20 protein-coding genes are annotated in these 23,938 nt (G+C 73.7%); 13 read left to right on the plus strand and 7 right to left on the minus strand.

From position 1 onward, the window contains the following. Positions 1-70 precede the first annotated feature (70 nt). Positions 71-1,645 (minus strand): protein kinase domain-containing protein, encoded by a 1,575-nt coding sequence (locus ACZ6KO_RS27740; RefSeq protein WP_469306748.1) that lies wholly within the window; start codon positions 1,643-1,645, stop codon positions 71-73. A gap of 227 nt (positions 1,646-1,872) precedes the next feature. On the opposite strand from ACZ6KO_RS27740, the gene ACZ6KO_RS27745 reads away from it, so the two are divergent. From ACZ6KO_RS27745 to ACZ6KO_RS27790, 10 genes are all read left to right on the plus strand, one after another. Then, positions 1,873-3,579, plus strand: coding sequence for a protein kinase domain-containing protein (locus ACZ6KO_RS27745; protein ID WP_469306749.1), 1,707 nt, complete (start codon positions 1,873-1,875; stop codon positions 3,577-3,579). A gap of 179 nt (positions 3,580-3,758) precedes the next feature. Next, positions 3,759-4,313, plus strand: coding sequence for a hypothetical protein (locus tag ACZ6KO_RS27750; RefSeq protein ID WP_469306750.1), 555 nt, complete (start codon positions 3,759-3,761; stop codon positions 4,311-4,313). Positions 4,314-4,436: 123 nt separating this feature from the next. Next, positions 4,437-5,114, plus strand: a complete 678-nt coding sequence (locus ACZ6KO_RS27755) for a PadR family transcriptional regulator (protein ID WP_469306751.1) — start codon at positions 4,437-4,439, stop codon at positions 5,112-5,114. Positions 5,115-5,140: 26 nt separating this feature from the next. Then, positions 5,141-5,884, plus strand: a complete 744-nt coding sequence (locus ACZ6KO_RS27760) for an ABC transporter ATP-binding protein (protein ID WP_469306752.1) — start codon at positions 5,141-5,143, stop codon at positions 5,882-5,884. After that, positions 5,881-8,733, plus strand: coding sequence for an FtsX-like permease family protein (locus tag ACZ6KO_RS27765; protein WP_469306753.1), 2,853 nt, complete (start codon positions 5,881-5,883; stop codon positions 8,731-8,733). The genes ACZ6KO_RS27760 and ACZ6KO_RS27765 overlap by 4 nt, the downstream gene beginning before the upstream one ends. 85 nt (positions 8,734-8,818) lie before the next feature. Then, entirely contained in the window at positions 8,819-9,355 is a 537-nt protein-coding gene (locus tag ACZ6KO_RS27770) for a bacterial proteasome activator family protein (RefSeq protein ID WP_469306754.1), read from the plus strand. Between the two features lie 139 nt (positions 9,356-9,494). Beyond that, complete coding sequence (locus tag ACZ6KO_RS27775; RefSeq protein WP_469306755.1) at positions 9,495-10,430, plus strand: NTP transferase domain-containing protein; 936 nt, start codon at positions 9,495-9,497, stop codon at positions 10,428-10,430. After that, positions 10,427-11,704: a molybdopterin molybdotransferase MoeA gene (locus tag ACZ6KO_RS27780; RefSeq protein WP_469306756.1), complete on the plus strand. Its 1,278-nt coding sequence runs from the start codon at positions 10,427-10,429 to the stop codon at positions 11,702-11,704. The genes ACZ6KO_RS27775 and ACZ6KO_RS27780 overlap by 4 nt, the downstream gene beginning before the upstream one ends. Next, a complete protein-coding gene (locus tag ACZ6KO_RS27785) occupies positions 11,692-12,792 on the plus strand; it encodes a potassium channel family protein (protein WP_469306757.1) in 1,101 nt (366 codons plus the stop codon). Before ACZ6KO_RS27780 ends, ACZ6KO_RS27785 begins: the two co-directional genes overlap by 13 nt. A 23-nt stretch (positions 12,793-12,815) precedes the next feature. Further along, on the plus strand, positions 12,816-13,793 hold the full coding sequence (locus ACZ6KO_RS27790; RefSeq protein ID WP_469306758.1) for an NAD(P)H-quinone oxidoreductase: 978 nt from the start codon (positions 12,816-12,818) through the stop codon (positions 13,791-13,793). Positions 13,794-13,844: 51 nt separating this feature from the next. Here the strand turns inward: ACZ6KO_RS27790 and ACZ6KO_RS27795 are convergent, their stop codons facing one another. Then, positions 13,845-14,402: a TetR/AcrR family transcriptional regulator gene (locus ACZ6KO_RS27795; protein ID WP_469306759.1), complete on the minus strand. Its 558-nt coding sequence runs from the start codon at positions 14,400-14,402 to the stop codon at positions 13,845-13,847. A gap of 77 nt (positions 14,403-14,479) precedes the next feature. On the opposite strand from ACZ6KO_RS27795, the gene ACZ6KO_RS27800 reads away from it, so the two are divergent. Beyond that, entirely contained in the window at positions 14,480-15,652 is a 1,173-nt protein-coding gene (locus ACZ6KO_RS27800) for an FAD-dependent monooxygenase (protein WP_469306760.1), read from the plus strand. On the opposite strand, the gene ACZ6KO_RS27805 is transcribed toward ACZ6KO_RS27800, so the two are convergent. Genes ACZ6KO_RS27805 through pdhA form a run of 3 tightly spaced genes read right to left on the minus strand, consistent with a single transcriptional unit; the run spans position 15,601 to position 19,069 of the window. Then, on the minus strand, positions 15,601-16,926 hold the full coding sequence (locus ACZ6KO_RS27805; protein WP_469306761.1) for a dihydrolipoamide acetyltransferase family protein: 1,326 nt from the start codon (positions 16,924-16,926) through the stop codon (positions 15,601-15,603). The genes ACZ6KO_RS27800 and ACZ6KO_RS27805 overlap by 52 nt on opposite strands. Continuing rightward, a complete protein-coding gene (locus ACZ6KO_RS27810) occupies positions 16,926-17,924 on the minus strand; it encodes an alpha-ketoacid dehydrogenase subunit beta (RefSeq protein ID WP_469306762.1) in 999 nt (332 codons plus the stop codon). The genes ACZ6KO_RS27805 and ACZ6KO_RS27810 overlap by 1 nt, the downstream gene beginning before the upstream one ends. Continuing rightward, a complete protein-coding gene (gene pdhA, locus ACZ6KO_RS27815; RefSeq protein ID WP_469306763.1) occupies positions 17,921-19,069 on the minus strand; it encodes a pyruvate dehydrogenase (acetyl-transferring) E1 component subunit alpha in 1,149 nt (382 codons plus the stop codon). Before pdhA ends, ACZ6KO_RS27810 begins: the two co-directional genes overlap by 4 nt. 208 nt (positions 19,070-19,277) lie before the next feature. Here pdhA and ACZ6KO_RS27820 point away from each other — a divergent pair, with 208 nt between their 5' ends. Further along, positions 19,278-19,862 carry an Lrp/AsnC family transcriptional regulator gene (locus ACZ6KO_RS27820; RefSeq protein ID WP_469306764.1) on the plus strand — a complete coding sequence of 195 codons (585 nt, stop codon included), beginning with the start codon at positions 19,278-19,280 and terminating at the stop codon, positions 19,860-19,862. Between the two features lie 35 nt (positions 19,863-19,897). Here the strand turns inward: ACZ6KO_RS27820 and ACZ6KO_RS27825 are convergent, their stop codons facing one another. Together ACZ6KO_RS27825 and ACZ6KO_RS27830 are read right to left on the minus strand one after the other, a co-directional pair. Next, positions 19,898-20,488 carry a TetR/AcrR family transcriptional regulator gene (locus ACZ6KO_RS27825; protein ID WP_469306765.1) on the minus strand — a complete coding sequence of 197 codons (591 nt, stop codon included), beginning with the start codon at positions 20,486-20,488 and terminating at the stop codon, positions 19,898-19,900. Continuing rightward, positions 20,485-22,038: a 3-hydroxyacyl-CoA dehydrogenase gene (locus tag ACZ6KO_RS27830; RefSeq protein WP_469306766.1), complete on the minus strand. Its 1,554-nt coding sequence runs from the start codon at positions 22,036-22,038 to the stop codon at positions 20,485-20,487. Before ACZ6KO_RS27830 ends, ACZ6KO_RS27825 begins: the two co-directional genes overlap by 4 nt. 123 nt (positions 22,039-22,161) lie before the next feature. On the opposite strand from ACZ6KO_RS27830, the gene paaN reads away from it, so the two are divergent. Then, on the plus strand, positions 22,162-23,847 hold the full coding sequence (paaN, locus tag ACZ6KO_RS27835; RefSeq protein ID WP_469306767.1) for a phenylacetic acid degradation protein PaaN: 1,686 nt from the start codon (positions 22,162-22,164) through the stop codon (positions 23,845-23,847). Positions 23,848-23,938 lie beyond the last annotated feature (91 nt).

The following is a 23,938-nucleotide window of genomic DNA, read 5'->3' on the forward strand; positions in this document are numbered from 1 at the left end:
AGCGCGATGGATAGGGCGAAGGGCCCGGCGGAATTACTTCTTCCGGGCCCTTGCCGATGCCTGCGCGGCGTCAGCCCTCGCCACCGCCCACCGGGTTGGCGCCGGTAGTCGTCGGGTTGGGCTTCGTCGTCGGGGGCACGGTCTTCGTCGGCGTGCTGGTCGGCTTGGTCGCCGTCGGGTCGGGCGACGTCTGCGAATGCGACTCCGTCGGCGTCGGCGACTGGCTGAAGCTCGGGGCACTGCTGCGCGTCCGGCTCGGCGGCGGAGTGTTCTGCTCCCACGTACGGGTGTTGTCCGGCGTCACGGTGGGCTGCGAGGCGTCCGGCGACGACGGAGCGCTCGTCTGGCCGGTGGCCGGGCTCTGCGAGCTGGAGGGGTTCTTGTCGGTGCCCCCGCCCTTGTTGCCGACGTTGTCCACCGCGTAGACCACACCGCCCGCGATGGCCACGACGGCGAGCACCGCGAACAGCCACGCCTTCCAGCGGCCGCCGCCACGGCCGTCCTCACCGTGGCCCGGGCCGTCGTAGCGGTCGTAGCCGCCGCTGCCACCGCCGCCGGGGAAGGCGGAGCCGTCGTCCGGGTTGAGCGGCGGCACCATCGGCTGCTGGAACTGCGAGGTGGTGGCGTGCGCCGGGTACTGCTGGCCGGCGCCCGTCATGGCCGTCGTGGCGGCCGGGCCGCGGCCGTGGGGCAGCGCCATCGTCACCGGGCCGGTGTTCCACGTACCGGTGCCCGCGCCCTCGTCCTGGAGCATCTGCAGGCCGTACTGGACCAGCCCGCGCATCTCCTCGGCGCTCTGGAAGCGGTCGTCGGGGTCCTTGGCGAGCGCGCGCATCACCAGGCCGTCGAGCTCCGGCGGCACGTCCTGGCCCAGCTGGGAGGGCGGCACCGGCACGTCCTGGACGTGCTGGTAGACCACGGAGAGCGGGGTCTCGCCGGTGAAGGGCGGGCGCAGCGCGAGCAGCTCGTAGAGCAGACAGCCGGTCGCGTACAGGTCGGAGCGGTGGTCGACGGCCTTGCCGAGCGCCTGCTCCGGGGAGAGGTACTGCGGGGTGCCCATGACCATGCCGGTCTGCGTCATCGTGGCCTGCGCGCCGTGCAGGGCGCGGGCGATGCCGAAGTCCATCACCTTCACCGCGCCGGCGTTGGTGATGATGACGTTGGCGGGCTTGATGTCACGGTGCACGATGCCGTGCTGGTGCGAGTAGGCGAGCGCCTCCAGCACCCCGGAGACGATGATCAGCGCCTGGTCGGGGCCCGGGGCCTCGGCGCTGAGCAGCAGCTCGCGGATGGTGCGGCCCTCGACCAGCTCCATCACGATGTAGGGGACGGTGTTGGGCCCGACCCGGTCCTCGCCGGAGTCGTACACGGCGACGACGGCGTGGTGGTTGAGGCCGGCGACCGACTGCGCCTCACGGGTGAAGCGGGCCTTGGAGACGGGGTCCTCGGCGAGGTCGGCGCGCAGCAGCTTCACGGCGACGGTGCGGCCCAGGCGTACGTCCTCGGCCGCGAAGACCTCGGCCATGCCGCCGCGGCCGAGCCGGTGGGTGAGGCGGTAGCGCCCGTCGCCGACGAGACCGCCGGCTCCCCAATGTTCGGGACCCTCGGCCATCCCGGCGCCGTTTCCCTCGGGTTCGGGTGCCATCAGTCCTCGCCGTCGTCTCTCTCGGCCGCAGAAGCGGTGGGTCTTGTGCAGGGTGCTCCGGTGAACGCTACAGCCTCGGAACAGGTGACCGTTCGGACAATGGCACCCCGTGGCCCCGCGGTCACGGAACGAGCACCTGGCTTGACGTGTGCTTGCCCTCCGGCAGACTGGGCGCGACATGCGCCCAGCCAGGCGCGGACGGAACTGGGCGAGGGGAAGCAACAGTCATGAGCCAGGACGGCAATCCGGGCCGGTACGCAGGCGGCTCGCTGGCCGGTGGCCGTTACCAGCTAAGGGACTTGCTCGGCGAGGGCGGCATGGCGTCCGTCTACCTCGCGTACGACTCGGCGCTCGACCGGCAGGTCGCCATCAAGACCCTGCACAGCGAACTGGGCCGGGAGCAGTCCTTCCGCGAGCGCTTCCGGCGCGAGGCCCAGGCTGTAGCGAAACTGTCGCACACGAACATCGTGTCCGTGTTCGACACGGGCGAGGGCGAGCTCGGCGGCGCGCTGATGCCGTACATCGTGATGGAGTACGTCGAGGGCCAGCCCCTGGGCTCCGTGCTCCAGGCGGACGTCGCGCAGTACGGCGCCATGCCGGCCGACAAGGCGCTGAAGGTGACCGCCGACGTGCTGGCCGCGCTGGAGACCAGCCACGAGATGGGCCTGGTGCACCGCGACATCAAGCCCGGCAACGTGATGATGACCAAGCGCGGTGTGGTCAAGGTCATGGACTTCGGTATCGCCCGTGCGATGCAGTCCGGCGTCACCTCCATGACGCAGACCGGCATGGTCGTCGGCACCCCGCAGTACCTCTCCCCGGAGCAGGCGCTGGGGCGCGGCGTGGACGCCCGCTCCGACCTGTACTCGGTCGGCATCATGCTCTTCCAGCTGCTGACCGGGCGGCTGCCGTTCGACGCGGACTCGCCGCTGGCCATCGCGTACGCCCACGTGCAGGAGGAGCCGGTCGCCCCGTCGACCATCAACCGCTCCCTCACGCCGGCCATGGACGCGCTGGTCGCGCGGGCGCTGAAGAAGAACCCGAACGAGCGCTTCCCGACGGCCGCGGCGATGCGCGACGAGATCGCGCGCGTGCAGTCGGCCGGGCAGACGGGCGCTCCGGCGATCGTCGCCGGCGGGCCGGTGAGCAGCGGCGCGGGCGTGGGTTCGGCCGTGTTCCCGCCGGTGGACTCGGGCTTCCAGGCGCCGGGGCCGCAGTCGGTGCAGCAGCCGTACCCGTCCTCCCCGTACGCGCCGCAGGCCCCGCACACCCCGGCCCCGCACACCCCGGCCCCGCAGCCGTTCGCCCCGCAGACCCCGCCGCCGGTCCCGCAGCAGGGGTACGCCTACCCGCACACCCCGGCGCCGCAGCCGTTCGCGCCGCAGACCCCGCCGCCGTTCACGATCTCGCCGACGGGCGGGACGCCGACGCGGGCGGGCGGGCCCGGGGTGGCGGCGCCGCGCCGGAACATGCCGGTGGTCGTCGGGGCGATCGCGGTGGCGCTGCTGGCCATCGGCGGTCTGGCCACGGCGATCTACATCAACGGGAAGGACGAGGAGGGCGGGGGCGGCGGCACCGCGGCCCCGAACGGCTCCACCTCGGCGAACCCCGCGAACCCGTCGGGCGCGGCGTCCACGAAGGGCGGGCACAAGGGCCCGGACCCGTCGCGCACGATCGAGCCGTCGAAGTGCAAGGAGGCCTACAAGTCCTACAAGGACCCGAACAAGGTCTCGGCCCCCGACTTCCGCTACAAGAACGTGAAGTCCGTGAAGGAGTGCATCCAGGCGGCGGGCTGGCGCTACAAGGTCCAGGAGCGTGACGAGGCCGTCTACGGCGAGGACACGGTGCTGGAGCAGATCCCGGCGCCGAGCACGGACGTGGACAAGGCCAACACCGAGTTCACCCTGGTCGTCTCGACGGGCAACCCGCAGTAGAACCGGCCGGGCCGTTCCGCGGCGGGCGGGCCGGCCCGTTCCGCGGCGGGCCGGGCGGGCGCGGTAGGCGGGGCCGAGCAGGCGCGGTAGGCGGGCCGCGGTAGGCCGGGCGAGGCGCGCGGGGTTCTGAACGGCCCGTCCAGGATGCCGGTTTTGCTCCGGTATGTGAATCTGGGCGGGTGAACCAGGGCTCTCGTCCGCTGCGCGGACTGGCCGCCGCGGCCCTCGTGGCCGCCGTGCTCGTACCGCCGGCGCACGCGGTCCCGGGCGAGGACCCCCGGCTGGCCGGCAGCACCGCGGGCCAGGGGCGGGAGCGCCCCGGCCGTCCGGTGACCGAGCCCGCGAACCCCGAGGCCGTCCTGGCGGCCCGGCCGGTCCCGGCGCGGCCGCTCCCGGACGGTCCCGCTCTGCTTCCCGCCCGCCCCGCACACCCGGCACACCCGGCGCACCCGGACCGCCCCGCACGTCCCGCCCTTCCCGTTCCGGACCGGCCGGCCCTCCCCCTTCCGGACCGGCCCGTTCCGCAACGGCCGCAGCCCGTTCCGGTGCTGCCGCCGCCGGAGATCGCCGCGCCGTCCCGGCCGCCCGCCCCGTCGCCCCCGCCGGCGGCACTGGGCACCCCGACCAACGACCGCGCCGCCGATCTGGCCGCGCACATCCTGCCGCTCGGCGCCGGAATCGCCCTGATGGGACTGGGGCTGGGCTTCCTCGCCGTGCGCCTGCGCCGCGGCTGAGGCCGGCGCACTCCACCCCGCCCCTTCCTTGCCCCCGCCCCGGCCCTCCCCGCGGGCATCCCCCTTGAGATGTACGTCCGACGGCGGTTGCGACGATCGACATACTCGGTATACATACTGAGTATGTCCATCCGCCACGGCCTTCTCGCACTGCTGGATACGGGTCCTCGGTACGGCTCTCAGCTGCGTACCGAGTTCGAGTCCCGCACCGGCTCCACCTGGCCGCTCAACGTCGGGCAGGTCTACACGACCCTCGCCCGGCTGGAGCGTGACGGCCTCGTCGCCCCCGGCGGCGAGGACGACGCAGGCCACACCCTCTACACGATCACCGACGCCGGCCGCACCGAACTCGCCGACTGGTACGAGCGGCCCGTCGACCGCACCAACCCGCCTCGCGACGAGCTGTCGATCAAGCTCGCCATGGCCGTGGGCTCGCCCGGCGTGGACATCCGCGCCGTCATCCAGGCCCAGCGGCACGCCACGATCAAGGCCATGCAGGACTACACCCGGCTCAAGGCGCAGGCGCTCGCCGCGATCGAGACGGGGCGGTCGCACGAGCGCGACGACGTGGCCTGGCTGCTGGTCCTGGAACAGCTGATCTTCCAGACCGAGGCCGAGGCCCGCTGGCTGGACCACTCCGAAACCCGGCTGGTGCGGCTCTCCGTCCTGGCCGAACGGAGAGCCCCGCACGCAGCGCCCCAGGCCGACACCGGCTCGACCGACTCCGGCACCGACTCCGACACCGCCGCCGCGGCCACCGCCGCGGCCGCACAGCCCCACACCCGCGCGACACGGGGCTGAACCACCGCCCCGGGGGGAGACCCTTCATGCCCGACCAGCACCGACCCCAGCCCGTGCTGCAACTGCAGCAACTCACCCGTACGCACGGCAGCGGCGCCACCGAGGTGCACGCCCTGCGCGGGATCGACCTCGCCGTCCACCCCGGCGAGCTCGTCGCCGTCATGGGCCCCTCCGGCTCCGGCAAGTCCACGCTGCTGACCCTGGCGGGCGGCCTGGACTCGCCCACCAGCGGCCGGGTGATCGTCGAGGGCACCGACATCACCACCGCGAGCCGCAAGCAGCTGGCCGCCCTGCGCCGGCGCAGCATCGGCTACGTCTTCCAGGACTACAACCTCATACCGGCGCTCACCGCCGCCGAGAACGTGGCCCTGCCGCGCGAGCTGGACGGAGTCTCCGCCCGCAAGGCGCGCGTCTCCGCCCTCGCGGCCCTGGAGGAGATGGGCCTGTCCCAGCTCGCCGACCGCTTCCCGGACGAGATGTCCGGCGGCCAGCAGCAGCGCGTGGCCATCGCCCGCGCCCTGGTCGGCGACCGCCGCCTGGTCCTGGCCGACGAGCCCACCGGCGCCCTCGACTCCGAGACCGGGGAATCCGTCCTCGCCCTGCTGCGCGCCCGCTGCGACGCGGGCGCCGCAGGCATCCTCGTCACCCACGAGCCGCGGTTCGCCGCCTGGGCCGACCGCGTGGTCTTCCTGCGCGACGGCGGCGTGGTCGACGAGACGCTGCGCAGCCACGCCGACTCGCTGCTGTCGGGGCGGGCGGCCCAGCGGTGAAGTCCTGGTACCACTCCTGGATCGCGGCCATCCGCATCGCCCGCCGCGACGCCTGGCGCGCCAAGGGCCGCAGCCTCCTGGTCCTCGCCATGATCGCCCTGCCGATCGTCGGCGTCAGCGGCGCCGATCTGGCGCTGCGCAGCGCCGAGCTCTCCACCGAGCAGGCCATGCACCGCGTCATGGGCGCCGCCGACGCCGTCGTGAAGACCGGCAACCTGGGCACGGCGCTCTACCAGACCCCCGACGGCGAGCACTACGAGCCGGTCGGCGGCTTCGACGCCCGCGCGTCCCGCCCGCCCCGCCCGGAGAAGCCCCCCACGGACCTCGCTGGGGCCGCCAGGGCCGCGCTGCCGCCCGGTACCGAGCTGGTCAAGGACAGCATCGGCCACGGCCGCGTACGGACGACGCACGGCCTCCTGGACACCCAGCTGCGCGAGCTGGACCTCGCGCACCCGATGGTGCGCAGCCGGATCACGCTCGACCGCGGGCAGCTGCCGCGGGCGGCGGGCGAGGTCATCGCCTCCCAGGCGTTCCTCAAGGAGTCCGGTCTCTTCGTCGGCTCCGGCGTCACCCCGCGCGGCTCGAAGATCATGTACAAGATCGTCGGCGCGTACGAGGAGCCCTCGAACCTGTCGAACCTGCAGCTGATCGCCCCGCCCGGCACCCTGCTCGCCCCGCTCGACCAGGCCCTGCAGGCCGCCGGCATGACCGGCGTGACCCCCGACGACACCTTCCTCGCCAAGGCTCCCGGCGGCGCTGGTTTCACGTGGAACATGGTCAAGGAGGCCAACGCCAAGGGCGCCCTGCTGGTGTCCCGGGCCGTGGCGCTCGACCCGCCGGCCGACTCCGAGGTCCCGCTCTACCAGCAGACCTCCAAGGAGCGCCTGTACGGCAACGGCGACCGGACCACGGAGCTGGCGATCCTCGCGACGGTCGTGGGCCTGGCCATGCTGGAGGTCTGTCTGCTGGCCGGCCCCGCGTTCGCGGTCGGCGCCCGCCGTTCGCGCCGCCAGCTCGGTCTGGTCGGCGCCAACGGCGGCGACCGCCGGCACATCCGGGCCATCGTGCTCTCCGGGGGCCTCGTCATCGGTGTCGCGGCCGCCGTCGTCGGCATCGCGATCGGCATCGCCCTGACCCTCGGACTCCAGCCGTGGCTGGAGGAGCAGGCGAACCGGCGGTTCGGCAGCTTCGACATCCGGCCGCTGGAACTGCTCGCCGTCGCGGCCCTGGCCGTCCTGATCGGCCTGCTCGCGGCGATCGCCCCGGCGGTCACCGCCTCCCGGCAGACCGTCCTGGCCTCCCTCACCGGCCGCCGGGGCATCCGCCGGTCCAGCCGTGTGCTGCCGGTCATCGGCCTGATCGCGATCGGCGCGGGCGCCTCCATCGCCCTGTACGGCACGGTGTCCGGCATGGGCTTCATCGTCGTCGCCGGCGGCAGTGCCCTGGCCGAGCTGGGCCTCGTCGCCCTCACCCCGGTCCTGGTCGGCATGTTCGGGCGGATCGGGCGCTGGCTGCCGCTGTCCCCGCGGCTCGCGCTGCGCGACGCGGTCCGCAACCGCGGGCGTACGGCACCGGCCGTGGCCGCCGTGCTGGCCGCCGTCGCCGGAACGGTCGCGGTGGCGACGTACCAGCACAGCCGTGAGGTCCAGCAGCGGCAGAACTACGTCGCCGAACTCCCCGACGGGGTCGGCCGGCTGAACCTCAACGAGTCGGCCGGCTGGCGCGACGTACCCGCCGTCCGGGACGCGCTCAGCCGCGGCCTCCCGGTGGCGGTGCGGGCCGACATCGCCCGCGTCGCGGTCGGCAGGGCGGACTGCGAGTCGTACTCCCGGGCGCCGGGCTGCGGCCAGGCCGAGATCGTGGTGCCCAAGGAGCAGCGGTGCCCGCTCTACGCACGCGACGCCGACTTCTCGCGGGAAAAGGCGCGCGAGCTGCGCAAGGACTGGCGCTGCAAGCGGGGTACGCACTTCGCACCGGAGTCGACGGTCGTCGCCGACGAGAAGCTGCTGACCACCCTGGGGATCACCGACCCCGCGACCGTGAAGGCGCTGCGGGAGGGCACCGTCGTCTCGTTCGACCGACGCCAGGTCAAGGACGGCAAGGTGACGATGCGACTGGTCACCGATTTCGAGAAGGCCGAAGAGGCCTCCGCGCGTGACGAGGACGCCCCCGGCCAGGACAAGGTCTTCCCCGTCCACCAGGCGCCGGAGAGCGCCGAGGCCTACGGCATCAGGCTGATCCTGCCGGAGTCCGTCGCCAAGTCCGCCGGGCTCGTCGTCGCCCCGGTCGGCTCGTACTTCACCCTCGACGGGACGGCCACCAGCGAGCAGCGGCAGCGGCTGGAGGGCGAGTTCGACCGCATGGGAGTCGACGCCGGCTTCTACATCGAGCGCGGCCACCAGGGCGACGACACGATGATGCTGCTGATCCTGTCCGTCTTCGCGGGCCTGGTCACCATCGGCGCGGCGGGGATCGCCACCGGGCTGGCCCAGGCCGACGCCGAGGGGGACCTCAAGACCCTGGCGGCGGTCGGTGCTCCCCCGCGGGTGCGGCGGACGCTGAGCGGCTTCCAGTGCGGTGTCGTGGCCGCCATGGGCGTGGTGCTGGGCTCGGCGGCGGGCGTGCTGCCCGCGATCGGGCTGCGGCTGACCGAACGGCGCGAACAGCAGCAGTTCTACGAGGAGGGCCTCAACTCGGGCTTCGGCGGCGACAGCATGCCGTTCGTCCCGATCGTCATCCCCTGGGAGACCTTCGCGCAGCTGCTGATCGTGGTCCCGCTGGGCGCGGCCCTGCTGGCCGCCCTCGTCACCCGCTCCAGTGGCGCACTGGCCCGGCGGGCCACGGGCTGACGAGGTCCGTGCCCCCGTACAGGGTGGATCACGCCTGTACGGGGGCACACCGTGTGAGAACGAAGGTGTGCGAGAGAATGGCGGCATGGAGATGCCGAGGAGTGAACGGTCGCAGGACAGCCCCCCGCAGGTTCTGATCGTGGGCCAGGACGGGACGGCGGTCGGCGGCGCCGATGACGAGTCGCGCGAGGTCCCGGTGACGGAGATGGTCGAACAGCCCGCCAAGGTCATGCGCATCGGCAGCATGATCAAGCAACTTCTGGAAGAAGTCCGCGCCGCCCCTCTGGACGAGGCCAGCCGGGTCCGGCTCAAGGACATCCACGCGAGCTCCGTGAAGGAGCTCGAGGACGGTCTGGCACCGGAGCTGGTGGAGGAGCTGGAGCGGCTCTCCCTGCCGTTCACGGACGAGGCGATCCCCTCGGAGGCGGAACTGCGCATCGCGCAGGCACAGTTGGTCGGCTGGCTGGAAGGCCTCTTCCACGGCATCCAGACCGCCCTGTTCGCGCAGCAGATGGCGGCGCGGGCCCAACTGGAGCAGATGCGCCGCGCCCTGCCGCCCGGCGCCCCGCACGACGACGAGGACGGCCCCCACGGCGCCATCCGCTCGGGCCCCTACCTCTGACCCCACCCGCCCCCGAACCCTCGAACCCCCGTGCCCGGCGCACGGGGGTTTCCCGCGTCCGGGCACGCAGGGGCGCGGCGGCGCGGGTGCGGGGTGGGGCGGTGGACCGGGAGCGGGGCGGCGGACGCATACTCGGGGCATGGGTTACGACGCGATCGTGCTGGCCGGCGGAGCCGCGCAGCGGCTCGGCGGGGCGGACAAGCCCGCCCTCAGCGTCGGCGGGCGCGCCCTGCTGGACCGGGTGCTCGACGCCTGCGCCGGGGCTGCGCGGACCGTGGTCGTCGGCGGCCGGCGGGCCACCGCGCGGCCCGTGACGTGGGCCCGCGAGGATCCGCCCGGCGGCGGCCCGCTGGCCGCGCTCGAGGCGGGGCTGCGCCGTACCAGCGCCGACCGGGTCCTCGTCCTCTCGGCCGACCTGCCGTTCCTGGACCGGCACACCGTCCAGGCCCTGCTCGACGGCGCCGAAGGCGCCCACGGCGCCGAAGGGACCCTCCTGCGCGACCCCGACGGGCGCGACCAGCCCCTCGTCGCCGCCTACCGCGCCGAACCCCTGCGCCGCGAACTCGCCCTCCTCGCCGCCGAACACGGCACGCTGCACGGGCTCCCCCTGCGGGCCCTGACCGCCGAGCTCGACCTCGCGCGCCTCACCGCGGCCGATCCCCTCGCCTCCTTCGACTGCGACACCTGGGACGATCTCGCCGCGGCCCGTGCCCGGATCAGAGAGCATGGGAACGTGCTGGATGAATGGATCACCGCTGTCAAGAACGAGCTGGGCATCGACGTCGACGTCGACACCAAGACCCTCCTCGACCTCGCCCGCGACGCCGCCCACGGCGTCGCCCGCCCCGCCGCGCCCCTGACCACCTTCCTGATCGGCTACGCGGCAGCCCGCGCCGAAGCCACCGGCGCCGAGCCCGCCCAGGCCGTCGCCGAGGCCGCCCGCAAGGCGTCCGCGCTGGCCCTGCGCTGGGCCGCCGAGAACGGCACGGGCAGTACGGGCGGGACGGGCGGGACGGGCGGGACGGGCGGGACGGGCGGGACCGACACGGCCAGCGACGGGAGCGGTTCCGGATGACACCCTCCGACACCGAGCGGGCCCTGGACGAGGCCCTCGCCCTGGTCGCCCGCAACCCCGACGGCGGCGGCCACCGGGCCGCTTCCTGGCCCCGGGCCCGGGAGATCGCCGCCCGTACCGGCGCGGCCGTCCGCCCCCGCACCCACCGCGCGGCCCTCTCCGACGCACTCGGAGAGGTACTCGCCGCCCCCCTGGACGCGCTGACCGACCTGCCCCCCTTCGACACGTCCGCCATGGACGGCTGGGCCGTCGCCGGACCCGGCCCCTGGGCGGTCCGCGAAGGCTCCGACGTTCTGGCCGGCTCCGCCCGCCCCGATCCCCTGGCCGACGGCGAGGCCGTCCGGATCGCCACCGGCGCCCGGATCCCCGCCGAGGCCACGGCCGTGATCCGCAGCGAGCACTGCCGCACCGCCAGCGGCCGGCTGCACGCCGAGCGCGACGTCCACGCCGGCCAGGACATCCGCCCGCGGGGCCAGGAGTGCCGCTCCGGGGACCAGCTGCTGCCCGCCGGGGCCATCGTCACCCCCGCCGTCCTGGGCCTGGCCGCGGCCGCGGGGTACGACGACCTGCCGACCCGCCCGCGCCCCCGCGTGGAGATCCTCGTCCTGGGCGACGAGCTGCTCACCGAGGGCCGCCCGCACGACGGCCTGATCCGGGACGCGCTCTCCCCCATGATCGGCCCCTGGCTGGCCGGGACCGGCGCCCGGATCATCGCGACCCACCGGCTCGGTGACGACGCCGAGAGTGCCGAGGCCCTCCTCAAGGCGGTCACCGGCTCCGAGGCCGACCTCGTCATCACCACCGGCGGCACCGCCTCCGGCCCCGTCGACCACGTCCACCCGGTGCTGTCCCGGGCCGGGGCCGAACTCCTCGTCGACGGGGTCGCCGTCCGGCCCGGCCACCCCATGCTGCTGGCCCGCCTCGACGGCGGTGCCCGCCACCTCGTGGGCCTGCCCGGCAACCCGCTCGCGGCCGTCTCCGGCCTGCTCACCCTCGCCGAACCCCTGCTGCGCGGCCTCGCCGGGCGCGCCCCGCGGCCCCGCTACGCCGTCCCCGTGCGCGACGCGGTCCCCGGGCACCCGTACGACACCCGGCTCGTGCCGGTGGTGCTCCGGTACGACCAGGCCGTCCCGCTCCGCTACAACGGCCCGGCGATGCTGCGCGGCATCGCGGCCGCCGACGCGCTGGCCGTCGTACCGCCAAACGGGGCACGGGCCGGGCAGGAGCTGGAGATGCTGGATCTGGCGTGGGCCGGGGAAGGATGTTTCACGTGAAACTCCACGGACAGGACGCGATGGCCCGTGGCGCGGAGGAGAAACTCGTCTCACGGCGCGTCAAACTCCCCCGTCGCATCGTCGAGAAGCCGATACGCCAGGTCACCAAGCGTCTGCTGATGGCCCTGTTCGTCCTCTGCCTGACCGTCCTGATCGTCTATATCGACCGTGACGGCTACCACGACAACGCCGACGGCAGAGTCGACTTCCTCGACTCCGTCTACTACGCCACCGTCACGCTCTCGACCACCGGGTACGGCGACATCGTCCCGCACAGCGACAGCGCCCGCCTGGTCAACATCCTGCTGATCACACCCCTGCGTGTGCTGTTCCTGATCATCCTGGTCGGCACCACTCTCGAGGTCCTCACCGAGCGGACCCGGGAGGAGTGGCGGCTGAACCGCTGGAGGAAGAACTTGCGCGAGCACACGGTCGTCGTGGGCTTCGGCACCAAGGGCCGCTCGGCCCTGCAGACCCTGCTGGCCACCGGTCTCCAGAAGGAGCAGGTGGTCATCGTGGACCCGAGCTCCAAGGTGATCGACTCGGCCAACGCCGAAGGATTCACCGGGGTCGTGGGAGACGCGACGCGCTCGGAGGTGCTGCTGCGCGCCGAGGTGCACAAGGCCCGCCGGATCATCATCGCCACCCAGCGCGACGACACCGCCGTCCTGGTCACCCTGACGGCCCGCCAGATCAATCGTGGCGCGAAGATCGTGGCCGCGGTGCGCGAGGAGGAGAACGCGCCGCTGCTGCGCCAGTCGGGCGCCGACGCGGTCATCACGAGCGCCAGCGCGGCCGGCCGGCTGCTGGGACTGTCGGTGCTCAGCCCGAGCGCCGGCACCGTGATGGAGGACCTGATCCAGCAGGGCACCGGCCTGGACCTCATCGAACGCCCCGTCAGCAAGGCGGAGGCGGGCAAGGGCGTGCGCGAGACCGAGGACCTGGTGGTCAGCGTGCTGCGCGGACACCGGCTGCTCGCCTACGACGACCCGCACGCCAGCCCGCTGCAACTGACGGACCGGCTGATCGTCATCGTCCGCGCGGCTCCTCCGGCCACCCCCGCGGTGGTCAAGAGCCCCGCCGAGTAGGCGCGCGTACTACTGTCCGGGCCATGCATGCCATCACCATCCCGCAGCCCGGCGGCCCCGAGGCCCTGGTCCTGGCCGACGTACCCGATCCGGCGCCCGGCGAGGGCGAGGTCCTCGTCGACGTCGCGGCCACGGCCGTGAACCGCGCCGACGTGCTCCAGCGGCAGGGCTTCTACGACCCGCCGCCGGGCACCTCCCCGTATCCCGGCCTGGAGTGTTCCGGGCGGATCGCCGCGCTGGGCCCGGGCGTCTCGGGCTGGGCCGTCGGCGACGAGGTGTGCGCGCTGCTCACCGGCGGTGGGTACGCGCAGCGGGTCGTGGTCCCGGCGGGCCAGCTGCTGCCGGTGCCGGACGGCGTGGACCTGGTCACGGCCGCGGCGCTGCCGGAGGCCGCCTGCACGGTGTGGTCCAACGTCTTCATGATCGCCCATCTGCGACCGGGCGAGACCGTACTGGTGCACGGTGGCGCCAGCGGCATCGGGACCATGGCGATCCAGCTCGCGAAGGCCGTCGGGGCGCGGGTCGCCGTCACGGCGGGCGGGCCCGAGAAGCTGGCGCGCTGCAAGGAGCTGGGCGCGGACGTGCTGATCGACTACCGCGAGCAGGACTTCGTGGAGGAGCTGCGGGCCGCGACGGACGGCGCCGGGGCCGATGTGGTCCTGGACATCATCGGCGCGAAGTACCTGGCCCGGAACGTCTCCGCGCTCGCTCTCAACGGCCGTCTCGCCATCATCGGCATGCAGGGCGGAGTGAAGGCCGAGCTGAACATCGGCGCGCTGATGGCGAAGCGCGCGGCCGTCACCGCGACCACGCTGCGCGGCCGCCCGGTGCAGGAGAAGGCGGCCATCGTGGCGGCCGTCCGCGAACACGTCTGGCCGCTGATCCCCGCGGGCCGCGTCCGCCCGGTGGTCCACGCGACGTACCCCCTGGCCGAGGCCGCCGAGGCCCACCGCGTCATGGAGTCGAGCACCCACGTCGGCAAACTGCTGCTGACGGTCTGACGTTTTGGCGGTCGGACGGTCTGACGGGCCGGGCGCCCTCGGCCGGGCGGATCAGCGCAGGGCCGCCGCCACCAGGCCCTCCAGGGCCTCGCGGGGCACCGGGGTACCGGTCAGCAGGTGCTCCAGGACCAGACCCTCGACACAGGCCAGCAGGCTGTGGGTGCGGGTGTCGGGGTCGGTGACGCCGTGCGCGGCCAGGAAGGCGCGTACGGTGTCCCGCCCCGCGTTCGCGCGCGGGACGAGGATCTCGCGCAGCTCCGGGTCGCGCACGCTCTCCACCATGCAGGCGTAGCGGGCCAGGGAACGGCGCCGCCCCTCGCCGGTCAGCCGGAGCACCGTCAGGGTCTCGAAGGCGTCGGCGAGTTCGGCGGGGGTGCGGGGCATCGGCAGGGCCTCGCCGGCGGCCTGGAGCTCGGCCTGGTCCCGGGCGACCAGCCGCAGCACCAGGCCGGTCAGCAGGGCGGCGCGGGTGCGGTAGTACGCGGACGTGGTGCCCGGTGGCATGTCCGCCGCCCGGTCCACGGCCCGGTGGGTCAGCCCGCGCATACCGGCCTCGGCCAGCACCTCGATGGCCGCGTCGGCCAAGACGGTTCGTCGTTCGTCGCTCACCCCCTCTTTCTACACCTGTAGAAGCACCGGAGTACGCTGCACCCCAGGTCTTCTACAGCTGTAGAAAAGGGGGCGTCATGGGTGAGCGGGCCGTGGTGGTCGGCGGAGGCATCGGCGGACTGGCGGCGGCGATCGGGCTGCACCGCACCGGCTGGGAGGTGACCGTCCTCGAACGCGCCGCCGTACTCGATGACGCGGGCGCCGGCATCTCGCTCGCCGCCAACGGGATCCGGGCCCTGGACGCCCTCGGCGTCGGCCCGGCGGTGCGGGCGGCGGCACGCGGACAGTACACGGGCGGGACCCGCACTCCCCGGGGGCGCCGGCTGTCCCGGATGGACGGCGCGGCGCTGGAACGGGCCCTGGGCACCCCGGTGGCGGGCATCCCGCGCGCCGACCTGCACCGGATCCTGCGGTCCGCACTGCCGGCGTCCTGCCTGGCCGTCGGCACGGAGGTGACCTCCGTCGACGACCTGGAGGCGGACCTGGTGGTGGCCGCCGACGGGCTGCGCAGCCGGATCCGGGCCGCCCTCTTCCCGGGCCACCCCGGACCCGCGTACGGCGGATCGACCGTACTGCGCGCCATCACCGCCGAACCGGTGTCCCTGGACACCGACTTCGAGCTGACGTGGGGCGCCGGCGCGGAGTTCGGGCACATCGCCTTCGCCGACGGGCGTGCCGAATGGCACGCCGTACTGGGCTCACCGCCGGGCGTGCGCCACCGGGACCCGCTGGCCGTGCTGCACCGCCGGTTCGCCGACTGGCACCGCACGGTCCCGTACCTGCTGGACGCGACCCGGCCGCAGGACGTCCTGCACCACGACATCCACGAACTGGCCGAGCCCCTGCCGTCGTTCGTGGCGGGCCGGGTGGCCCTGCTCGGCGACGCGGCCCACGCCATGCCCCCGCACCTCGGCCAGGGCGCCTGCCAGGCCTTGGAGGACGCGGTCACCCTGGCCGCCGAACTGGCCGCCGGCCCGGACCGGGCCGCCGCGCTGGCGCGCTACGACGCCGCCCGGCGGCCCCGCACGTGGGCGGTGGCCCGCGCGGCCCGCCGGGCGGGCCGGATGGGTCCGCAGCTGACCCACCCGCTCGCCCGGGCGGCACGCGACACCGCCCTGCGCCTGGCCCCCTCGGGCGCCACCGTCCGCGCGATCCTCCGCCACGCGGACTGGACCCCGCCGAGCCTGGTGCCCCGGGGCTACAGCGACCGCAGCAGCACCGCCGGCGACTCCACGCAGTCCGCGACGTAGCGCAGGAACCCGCCCGCCGCGCCACCGTCGCAGACCCGGTGGTCGAAGGTCAGCGAGAGCTGGACCACCTGGCGGACCGCCAGTTCGCCCTGGTGGACCCACGGCTTGGGGATGATGCGGCCGACGCCGAGCATGGCGGCCTCGGGGTGGTTGATGATCGGGGTGGACCCGTCCACCCCGAACACCCCGTAGTTGTTCAGCGTGAACGTCCCGCCCGTCAGGTCGGACGGCGCCAGCTTCCCGGTCCTCGCCAGTTCGGTCAGGCGGGCGAACTCGGCGGACAGCGCCTCCGGGTTCATCGTGTGCGCGTCGCGGACCACCGGCACCATCAGGCCCCGCTCGGTCTGGGCGGCGAAGCCCAGGTGGACGCCGGGCAGCCGGACGATCTCGTTCGCCGCGAGGTCCACCGTGGAGTTGAGCTCCGGGAAGCGGGCCAGCGCGGCGGTGCAGATCCGGGCCAGCAGCGCCAGCACGGATATCTTCGGCCCGCCCGCCGCGTTCATCGCGGCCCGCGTCGCCATCAGCTCGGTGGCATCGGCGTCCACCCAGCACGTGGCGTCGGGGATCTCACGCCGGCTGCGCGAGAGCTTCTCGGCGACGGCGCCGCGCAGCCCCTTGAGCGGGATCCGCTCCCCGGCCGCCGTGACCGGCACGGGAGCCGCCGCCACCGCCGAGGCGGCCACGGGCGCCCGCAGCGCGGCCTCGACGTCGGCCCGCAGGATCAGGCCGTCGGGTCCGCTGCCGGACAGGGCCCGCAGGTCGACCCCGTTGTCCCGGGCGAGCTTGCGCACCAGCGGGGAGATGACCGGCACCGGCCCACCCGCCGCGACGACGGTCACCGGCGCGGATACGGCCACCGGCGCCGGCGCGACCACCGGCGTGGCCACCGGAGCGGCAGCCGCGGCCGGTGCTCCCGGGCGGACGCGTCGGCGGCGTGCCGGGCGGGAGTGGTCCGTGCCGTACCCGACCAGGACGTTGCCCGATCCGGCCGTCTCCGTCTCCGTCGCCGCCGGCGCCGCGTCCGCGGCCGACCCGACCGCCACCATGATCAACGGCGCTCCGACGGGCAGCTCGGTGCCCTCCTCGCCGAAGCGGGCCGTGACCACGCCGCCGTACGGGCAGGGGACCTCGACCATCGCCTTGGCCGTCTCCACCTCGACCACCGGCTGGTCGACGGCCACCACGTCGCCGACCGCCACCAGCCAGCGCACGATCTCGGCCTCGGTCAGGCCTTCGCCGAGGTCGGGGAGCTTGAACTCCAGTACCTGAGGCATCAGTTCTCCCACTGCAGGCGGGCCACGGTGTCCAGGATCCGGTCCACGCCGGGCAGGTGGTGCTTCTCCAGCATCGGCGGCGGGTACGGGATGTCGAAGCCCGTGACGCGCAGCACCGGAGCCTCCAGGTGGTGGAAGCACCGCTCCGTCACGCGGGCGACGATCTCACCGCCGGGTCCGCCGAAGCCGTTGGCCTCGTGGACCACCACCGCGCGCCCGGTCCGCCGTACCGAGGCGACCACCGTCTCCTCGTCGAAGGGCACCAGCGAGCGCAGGTCCACGACCTCCAGGTCCCAGCCCTCGGCCTTGGCCGCCTCCGCCGCCTCCAGGCACACCGGCACCGACGGGCCGTAGGTGATCAGCGTCGCGCTCGTGCCCGCACGCCGCACCAGTGCCTTCCCGATGCCCGGGACCGGCGCCGGGGCGTCCGGGTTCCACTCGGCCTTCGACCAGTACAGCCGCTTCGGCTCCAGGAGGACCACCGGATCGTCCGAGGCGATCGCGGCACGCATCAGCCCGTACGCGTCCTCCACCGTCGCCGGGGTCACCACGTGCAGCCCCGGGGTGGCGATGTAGTACGCCTCGGAGGAGTCGCAGTGGTGTTCCACGCCGCCGATCCCGCCGCCGTACGGCACCCGGATGGTGATCGGCAGCGGCATCGCGCCCCGCGTCCGGTTGCGCATCCGCGCCACGTGCGAGATCAGCTGCTCGAACGCCGGGTAGGCGAAGGCGTCGAACTGCATCTCGACGACCGGCCGCAGCCCGTACATCGCCATGCCGACCGCGGCGCCGAGGATGCCGGCCTCCGCGAGCGGGGTGTCCGTGCACCGGTCCTCGCCGAACTCCTTCGCGAGCCCGTCCGTGATCCGGAAGACCCCGCCCAGGGTGCCGACGTCCTCGCCCATGACGTGGACCGTCGGGTCCTCGCGCATCGCGTCGCGCATCGCCCGGCCCAGCGCCTGGGCCATGGTCGCCGGCTTCACCGCCACCGTCGTCACGACCGGTCCTCCGCTTCCGCTTCCGCCTCGAGCTCCGCACGGAGCATGTCCGCCTGCTCCCGCAGCCGGTCCGTCTGCTCCGCGTAGACGTGGCTGAACAGGTCCATCGGGTTGAGCACCGGGTCGGCGTTCATCCGTTCGCGCAGGGCCGCCGCCATCGTCTCGGCCGCCTGCTTCGCCGCCTCGATGCCCGCCTCGTCGAGGAGGCCGCGCGAGGTCAGCTCGCGCTGCAGCAGCTCCACCGGGTCGTGGGCCTTCCAGGCCGCCACCTCGTCGTCCTCCCGGTAGCGCGTGGCGTCGTCGGCGTTGGTGTGGGCGTCGATCCGGTACGTGATCGCCTCGACCAGGGTCGGGCCGCCACCCGTACGGGCCCGGTGCACCGCCTCGGCCAGCACCTCGTGGACGGCCGCCACGTCGTTGCCGTCGACCAGCCGGCCCGGCATGCCGTACCCCACGGCCTTGTGCGCCAGCGTCGGGGCGGCCGTCTGCTTGGCCAGCGGCACGGAGATCGCGAAGCCGTTGTTCTGCACGAGGAAGACCACCGGGGCCTGCCAGACCGCCGCGAAGTTCAGCGCCTCGTGGAAGTCGCCCTCACTGGTGCCACCGTCGCCGACCATCGCCAGGGCCACCACGTCGTCGCCCTTGAGGCGGGCGGCGTGCGCCAGGCCCACCGCGTGCGGCAGCTGGGTGGCGAGCGGGGTGCACAGCGGGGCTATCCGGTACTCGCGCGGGTCGTACCCGGTATGCCAGTCGCCTCTCAGCAGGGTCAGCGCCTGCACCGGGTCCAGGCCGCGGGCGACGGCCGCGAGGGTGTCGCGGTAGCTGGGGAAGAGCCAGTCCTGCTCCTCCAGCACCAGCGCGGCCGCGATCTCGCAGGCCTCCTGGCCCACGGTGGACGGGTAGACCGCCAGCCGGCCCTGCCGGGTCAGCGCGGTGGCCTGGGCGTTGTAGCGACGCCCGCGCACCAGTTCGGCGTAGCACCGCCGCATCAGCTCGGGATCCAGCTTGTCCGCCGCCGGAGTGCCCAGCACCCGATACGGCTCGGGGTCCGGAAGCAGCGGAGCGGCATCCGTACGGGGCCTCCAGGCGGGCGGCGGGGTGGGTCGGTAGGACGCACCGGCACCGGGCAGCTCTTGGACCGTCATGGCGGCGTACACCTCCTCGTGGGAAGCGGGCTGGGGGCACGGCCCAGCGGTGGGCTGGGCGGGCGGACGCCTCGGGTGTGAGGCGCCTCACCTACCGATTGTTCGGTCGTCCGCGCATTTTGGCTACAGGCACCCGCAGGCTGTGGACAAAGTGGCGCCGGAGCCCTGGGATGGATGCAGGACGTCCAGGAGAGGGAGGCCGGGGGCAATGGCGGATGAACAAATGGCCGGAGCGGGTTCCGCGCCGGTCACACCGGGTGCGGCCGTCGGCGTGCCCGCCACGCCCGCCGGGGCGCCGGAGCCCGTCGCGGCCCCGCCGCGGCCGCTGGACCCGATCGACCGCTCGATCCTGCGGCTGCTCCAATCGGACGGCCGGGCGTCCATACGCTCGGTCGCCGAGCAGGTGCATGTCAGTCGGGCCAACGCCTACGCGCGCATCAACCGGCTCATCGACGACGGGGTGATCCGCGGCTTCACGGCCCGCGTCAACCACGAACGCGCGGGGCAGGGCGCGTCCGCGTACATCACCTTGAAGATCGTCCAGAATTCCTGGCGGACGGTGCGCGAACAGCTGCGCGAGCTGCCGGGCGCCGCCCACATCGCCCTGGTCAGCGGCGATTTCGATGTCCTGCTGCTGGTCCACACCCCCGACAACCGGACGCTGCGCGAGCTGGTCCTCACCCGTCTCCAGGCCATCCCCGAGGTGCTCTCCACCCACACCCTGCTGGTCTTCGAGGAAACGGATCTCCTGGACCCGGCCGCACCGCGCGCCCAGGCCCTCACGGAGGAGTGACGCCGCCGGACCGCCGACGGGCGGCCGCCTGGCCCTTACGGGCGTATCGTCCGCAGGCCGTCGAAGGACATCCGCACGACCGTCTCCGCCAGCTGGTCGTGGCCCGTGTCCGGGTGCGGCCGGTACCACTCCACCAGCGAGTTCACCATGCCGAACAGCAGCCGGGTGGCGAGCCGGGTGTCCACGTCCGCGCGCAGGTCGCCCTCGGCGACGGCCGCGCCGAGCAGCTCGGCGACCCGGTGGTCGAACTCCCGGCGGCGCTCCAGCGCCCACCGCTCCGTACGGGTGTTGCCGCGGACCCGGAGCAGCAGCGTGACGTACGGCAGCTCGGTGACCAGCACCTCCACCGTGCGCCGGGTGACGTACTCGACGCGGTCGACGGCCGGGCCGCGCGTGGCGCCCGGCTCCTCCAGAATGCCGAACAGGCCGTCCAGGGCCCGGCTGACGGCCCGCTGGAGCAGCTCCTCCTTGCCCGCGACGTGGTGGTAGATCGAGGACTTGGAGATGCCGGCCGCCTTGGAGAGGTGCTCCATGGAGGTGCCGTCGTAGCCGCGCTCGTTGAAGACCTGGACGGCCACCGACAGCAGCGTCTCGGGGGTGTACGTGTCCCGCCGGACGGTGGTCATGACGTCTCCTCCGCGTCCGTGTCGACGTCCGGACCGGCATCGGCGTCGCCGGCGTCCTCGCCCGCCTGGTAGCCCAGCCGGAAGAGCGCCAGCGACGGCGCGTACCGGCCGCCCGGGCACCGCTCGTCGAGGTGGTGCAGCAGGTCGTACGCCCAGTCGGGGCCGAGCCGGTCGTGCCACTCGGAGGGCCCGAGGGGGTAGTTCACGCCGAGCTTCATCGCGGTGTCGATGTCCTCGGCGCTGGCCGCCCCGCGCGCGACCGCGTCGGCGGTCAGGTCGATCAGCATCGCCACGGTCCGCGCGACGATCATGCCGGGGACGTCGCCGATGACGCTGACCTGCTTGCCGAGCTTCTGGAACAGGCCCACGGCCTCGGCGAGGGTGCGCGCGGAGGTGTCCTCGCTCGCGGAGAGCGCGATCCGGGTGGCGCCCCGGTAGTCCAGCGCGAGGTCGAAGTAGACGACGTCGGCGAACTCGACCGAGGTCTTGCCGTCCGCCAGGACCAGCTGGCCCTCGCCGGGCAGCTGGATGTACGGGCCGCCGGTCCCGGCGGTGGCCACCGCGATCCCGGCCTCCTCCAGCAGGTCCACCAGATCGGCGGCCGGGCCCAGGTCGCCGACCACGGTGACCTTGTCGGGGGCGGCCTCGGGCGCGGCGGTGTGCGGGGCGGGCACCTCGGCGTCCGGTCCGTAAGGGAACCAGCCCCGCCCCGACTTGCGGCCCAGCCGGCCCGACTGGACCAGGCGGCGCTGCGCGAGCGAGGGGGTGAACTTGGGGCTGCGGAAGAAGGACTCCCACACCGAGCGGGTCACGGCTTCGTTGACGTCCTGCCCGATCAGGTCGGTCAGCTCGAAGGGGCCCATCCGGAAGCCGCCGCTCTCGCGCAGCACGGCGTCGATGGTCGCCGGGTCCGCGCCGCGCTCCTCGTACACCGCGAAGGCCTCGGCGTAGAAGGGGCGGGCGATCCGGTTGACGATGAAGCCGGGGGTGTCGGCGCAGCGCACGGGCGTCTTGCCCCAGCCGGACACCGTCGCGTACGCGCGCTCGGCGGCCGCCGGGTCGGTCGCGAAGCCGCTGACCACCTCGACGAGCGGCAGCAGCGGCGCCGGGTTGAAGAAGTGCAGGCCGAGGAAGCGGCCGGGGTGCGCGAGCGGGCCGGCGAGCTCGGTGACGGAGAGCGAGGAGGTGTTGGTGGCCAGCAGCGCGTCGGCGGCGACCACACCTTCGAGTGCTGTGAACAGCTCGCGCTTGACGCCCGCGTCCTCGACGATCGCCTCGATGACGAGGGCGGCGTCGGCCAGCTCGGCCAGCGAGGTCGCGGCGCCGAGGCGGCCGGTGGCGGCGTCCGCCTCCGCCCGGTCCAGCCGTCCCTTGGCCACGAGCCGCTCGATCCGGCCGGTCACGGCGGTCACGGCCTCGCCTGCCCGCCCGGGCAGGGCGTCGTGGAGCAGGACGCGGTGGCCGGCGAGAAGGGCGACCTGGGCGATGCCCTGGCCCATGGTTCCGGCGCCGACGACCGCCACGGTGCGGGAGCGCTCGATAGCTGTCATGTCCCCGATCCTCCCGCATGAGTTGTCCACAGGCTCGATCGGCCCTCTTGTCCCGACCGATCGTTCGGTTACTCTAACTCCAGTCTGCTCCGCTACGCCCGGCTCAACGAGGAGTTGGTCTTGATGGCCGCCGCCGACCTGTCCGCCGCTCAGCTCTCCGAGAAGCACCGGCACACTCTCGACCAGGCGCTGGATGCCATCCGCAGCCGCGCCTACTGGTCCCCGCATCCCGAACACCCCAAGGCGTACGGCGAGACCGCCGGCGCCGACGGGCTCGCCGCCTTCGAGGCCGTCCGCGACACCCGGCTGGATCTCGGCCAGCCCGGTACGGACGGCTGGACGCCGGGCGAGACCTCTCCGTACGGCGTGCCGCTCGGCGTCGAGTACCCGCACGTCGACGCGGACGTCCTGCTGCCCGCGATGAAGGCGGGCATGGCCGCCTGGCGCGATGCCGGTCCCGAGACCCGCGCCCTGGTCTGCATCGAGATCCTGGCCCGCATCAGCGCGCGCACGCACGAGTTCGCGCACGCGGTCATGCACACCAGCGGCCAGGCGTTCATGATGGCCTTCCAGGCCGGCGGCCCGCACGCGCAGGACCGCGGCCTGGAGGCCGTGGCCTACGCCTACGAGGAGCAGACCCGCGTCCCGGGCCAGGCCGCCTGGTCCAAGCCGCAGGGCAAGAAGGACCCGCTGAACCTGGGCAAGACCTTCACGGCCGTCGCGCGCGGCGTCGCCCTGCTGATCGGCTGCAACACCTTCCCCACCTGGAACGGCTACCCGGGCCTGTTCGCCTCCCTGGCCACCGGTAACCCGGTGCTGGTCAAGCCGCACCCGCGTGCGGTGCTGCCGCTGGCGCTGACGGTGCAGGTGGCGCGCGAGGTGCTGGCCGAGACGGGCTTCGACCCCAACCTGGTGGCGCTGGCGACGGAGCAGCCGGGCGAGGGCATCGCCAAGGAGCTGGCCGTGCGCCCCGAGATCAAGGTGATCGACTACACCGGCTCCACGGAGTTCGGCGACTGGCTGGAGACCAACGCCCGCCAGGCGCAGGTGTACACGGAGAAGGCCGGCGTCAACACGGTCGTGGTCGACTCCACCGACAACTACAAGGGCATGCTCTCCAACCTGGCCTTCTCGCTGTCCCTGTACAGCGGCCAGATGTGCACGACCCCGCAGAACCTGCTGATCCCGCGCGACGGCATCGACACCGATGCCGGCCACAAGTCGTACGACGAGGTGGTCGCCGACCTCGCGGCGGCCGTCGACGGTCTGCTGGGCGACGACGCCCGGGCCAACGCGCTGCTGGGCGCCCTGGTCAACCCGGACGTGAAGGCCCGACTGGAGGCCGCGGCGGGGCTGGGCGAGGTCGCGCTGGCCTCGCGCGCGGTCACCAACCCCGACTTCCCGGACGCCGTGGTCCGCACCCCGGTGGTGGTCAAGCTGGACGGCGCCAAGCCGGACGACTCGGCCGCCTACCTCTCGGAGTGCTTCGGCCCGGTCTCCTTCGCGGTGGCCGTCGACTCCACCTCGGACGCGCTGGACCTGCTGCGCCGCACCGTGCGGGACAAGGGCGCGATGACCGTCGGCGCGTACACGACGTCCTCGGACACCGAGCGGGCGGTCGAGGAGGTCTGCCTGGAGGAGTCCGCGCAGCTCTCCCTCAACCTCACCGGCGGGGTGTACGTCAACCAGACGGCCGCCTTCTCCGACTTCCACGGCTCGGGCGGCAACCCGTCGGCGAACGCGGCCCTGTGCGACGGCGCGTTCGTCTCCAACCGGTTCCGCGTGGTGGAGGTCCGCCGCCAGGCCTAGGTGTATTGCCCAGTGAGGTTGGGGACGCGGCTGGCAGGTGGTTTGCCTGCGAGCGCGGTGTGTCCGCGGTGGTGATTGTAGGTGTGCAGCC

It is taken from the genome of Streptomyces sp. NPDC042102 (assembly GCF_055582305.1).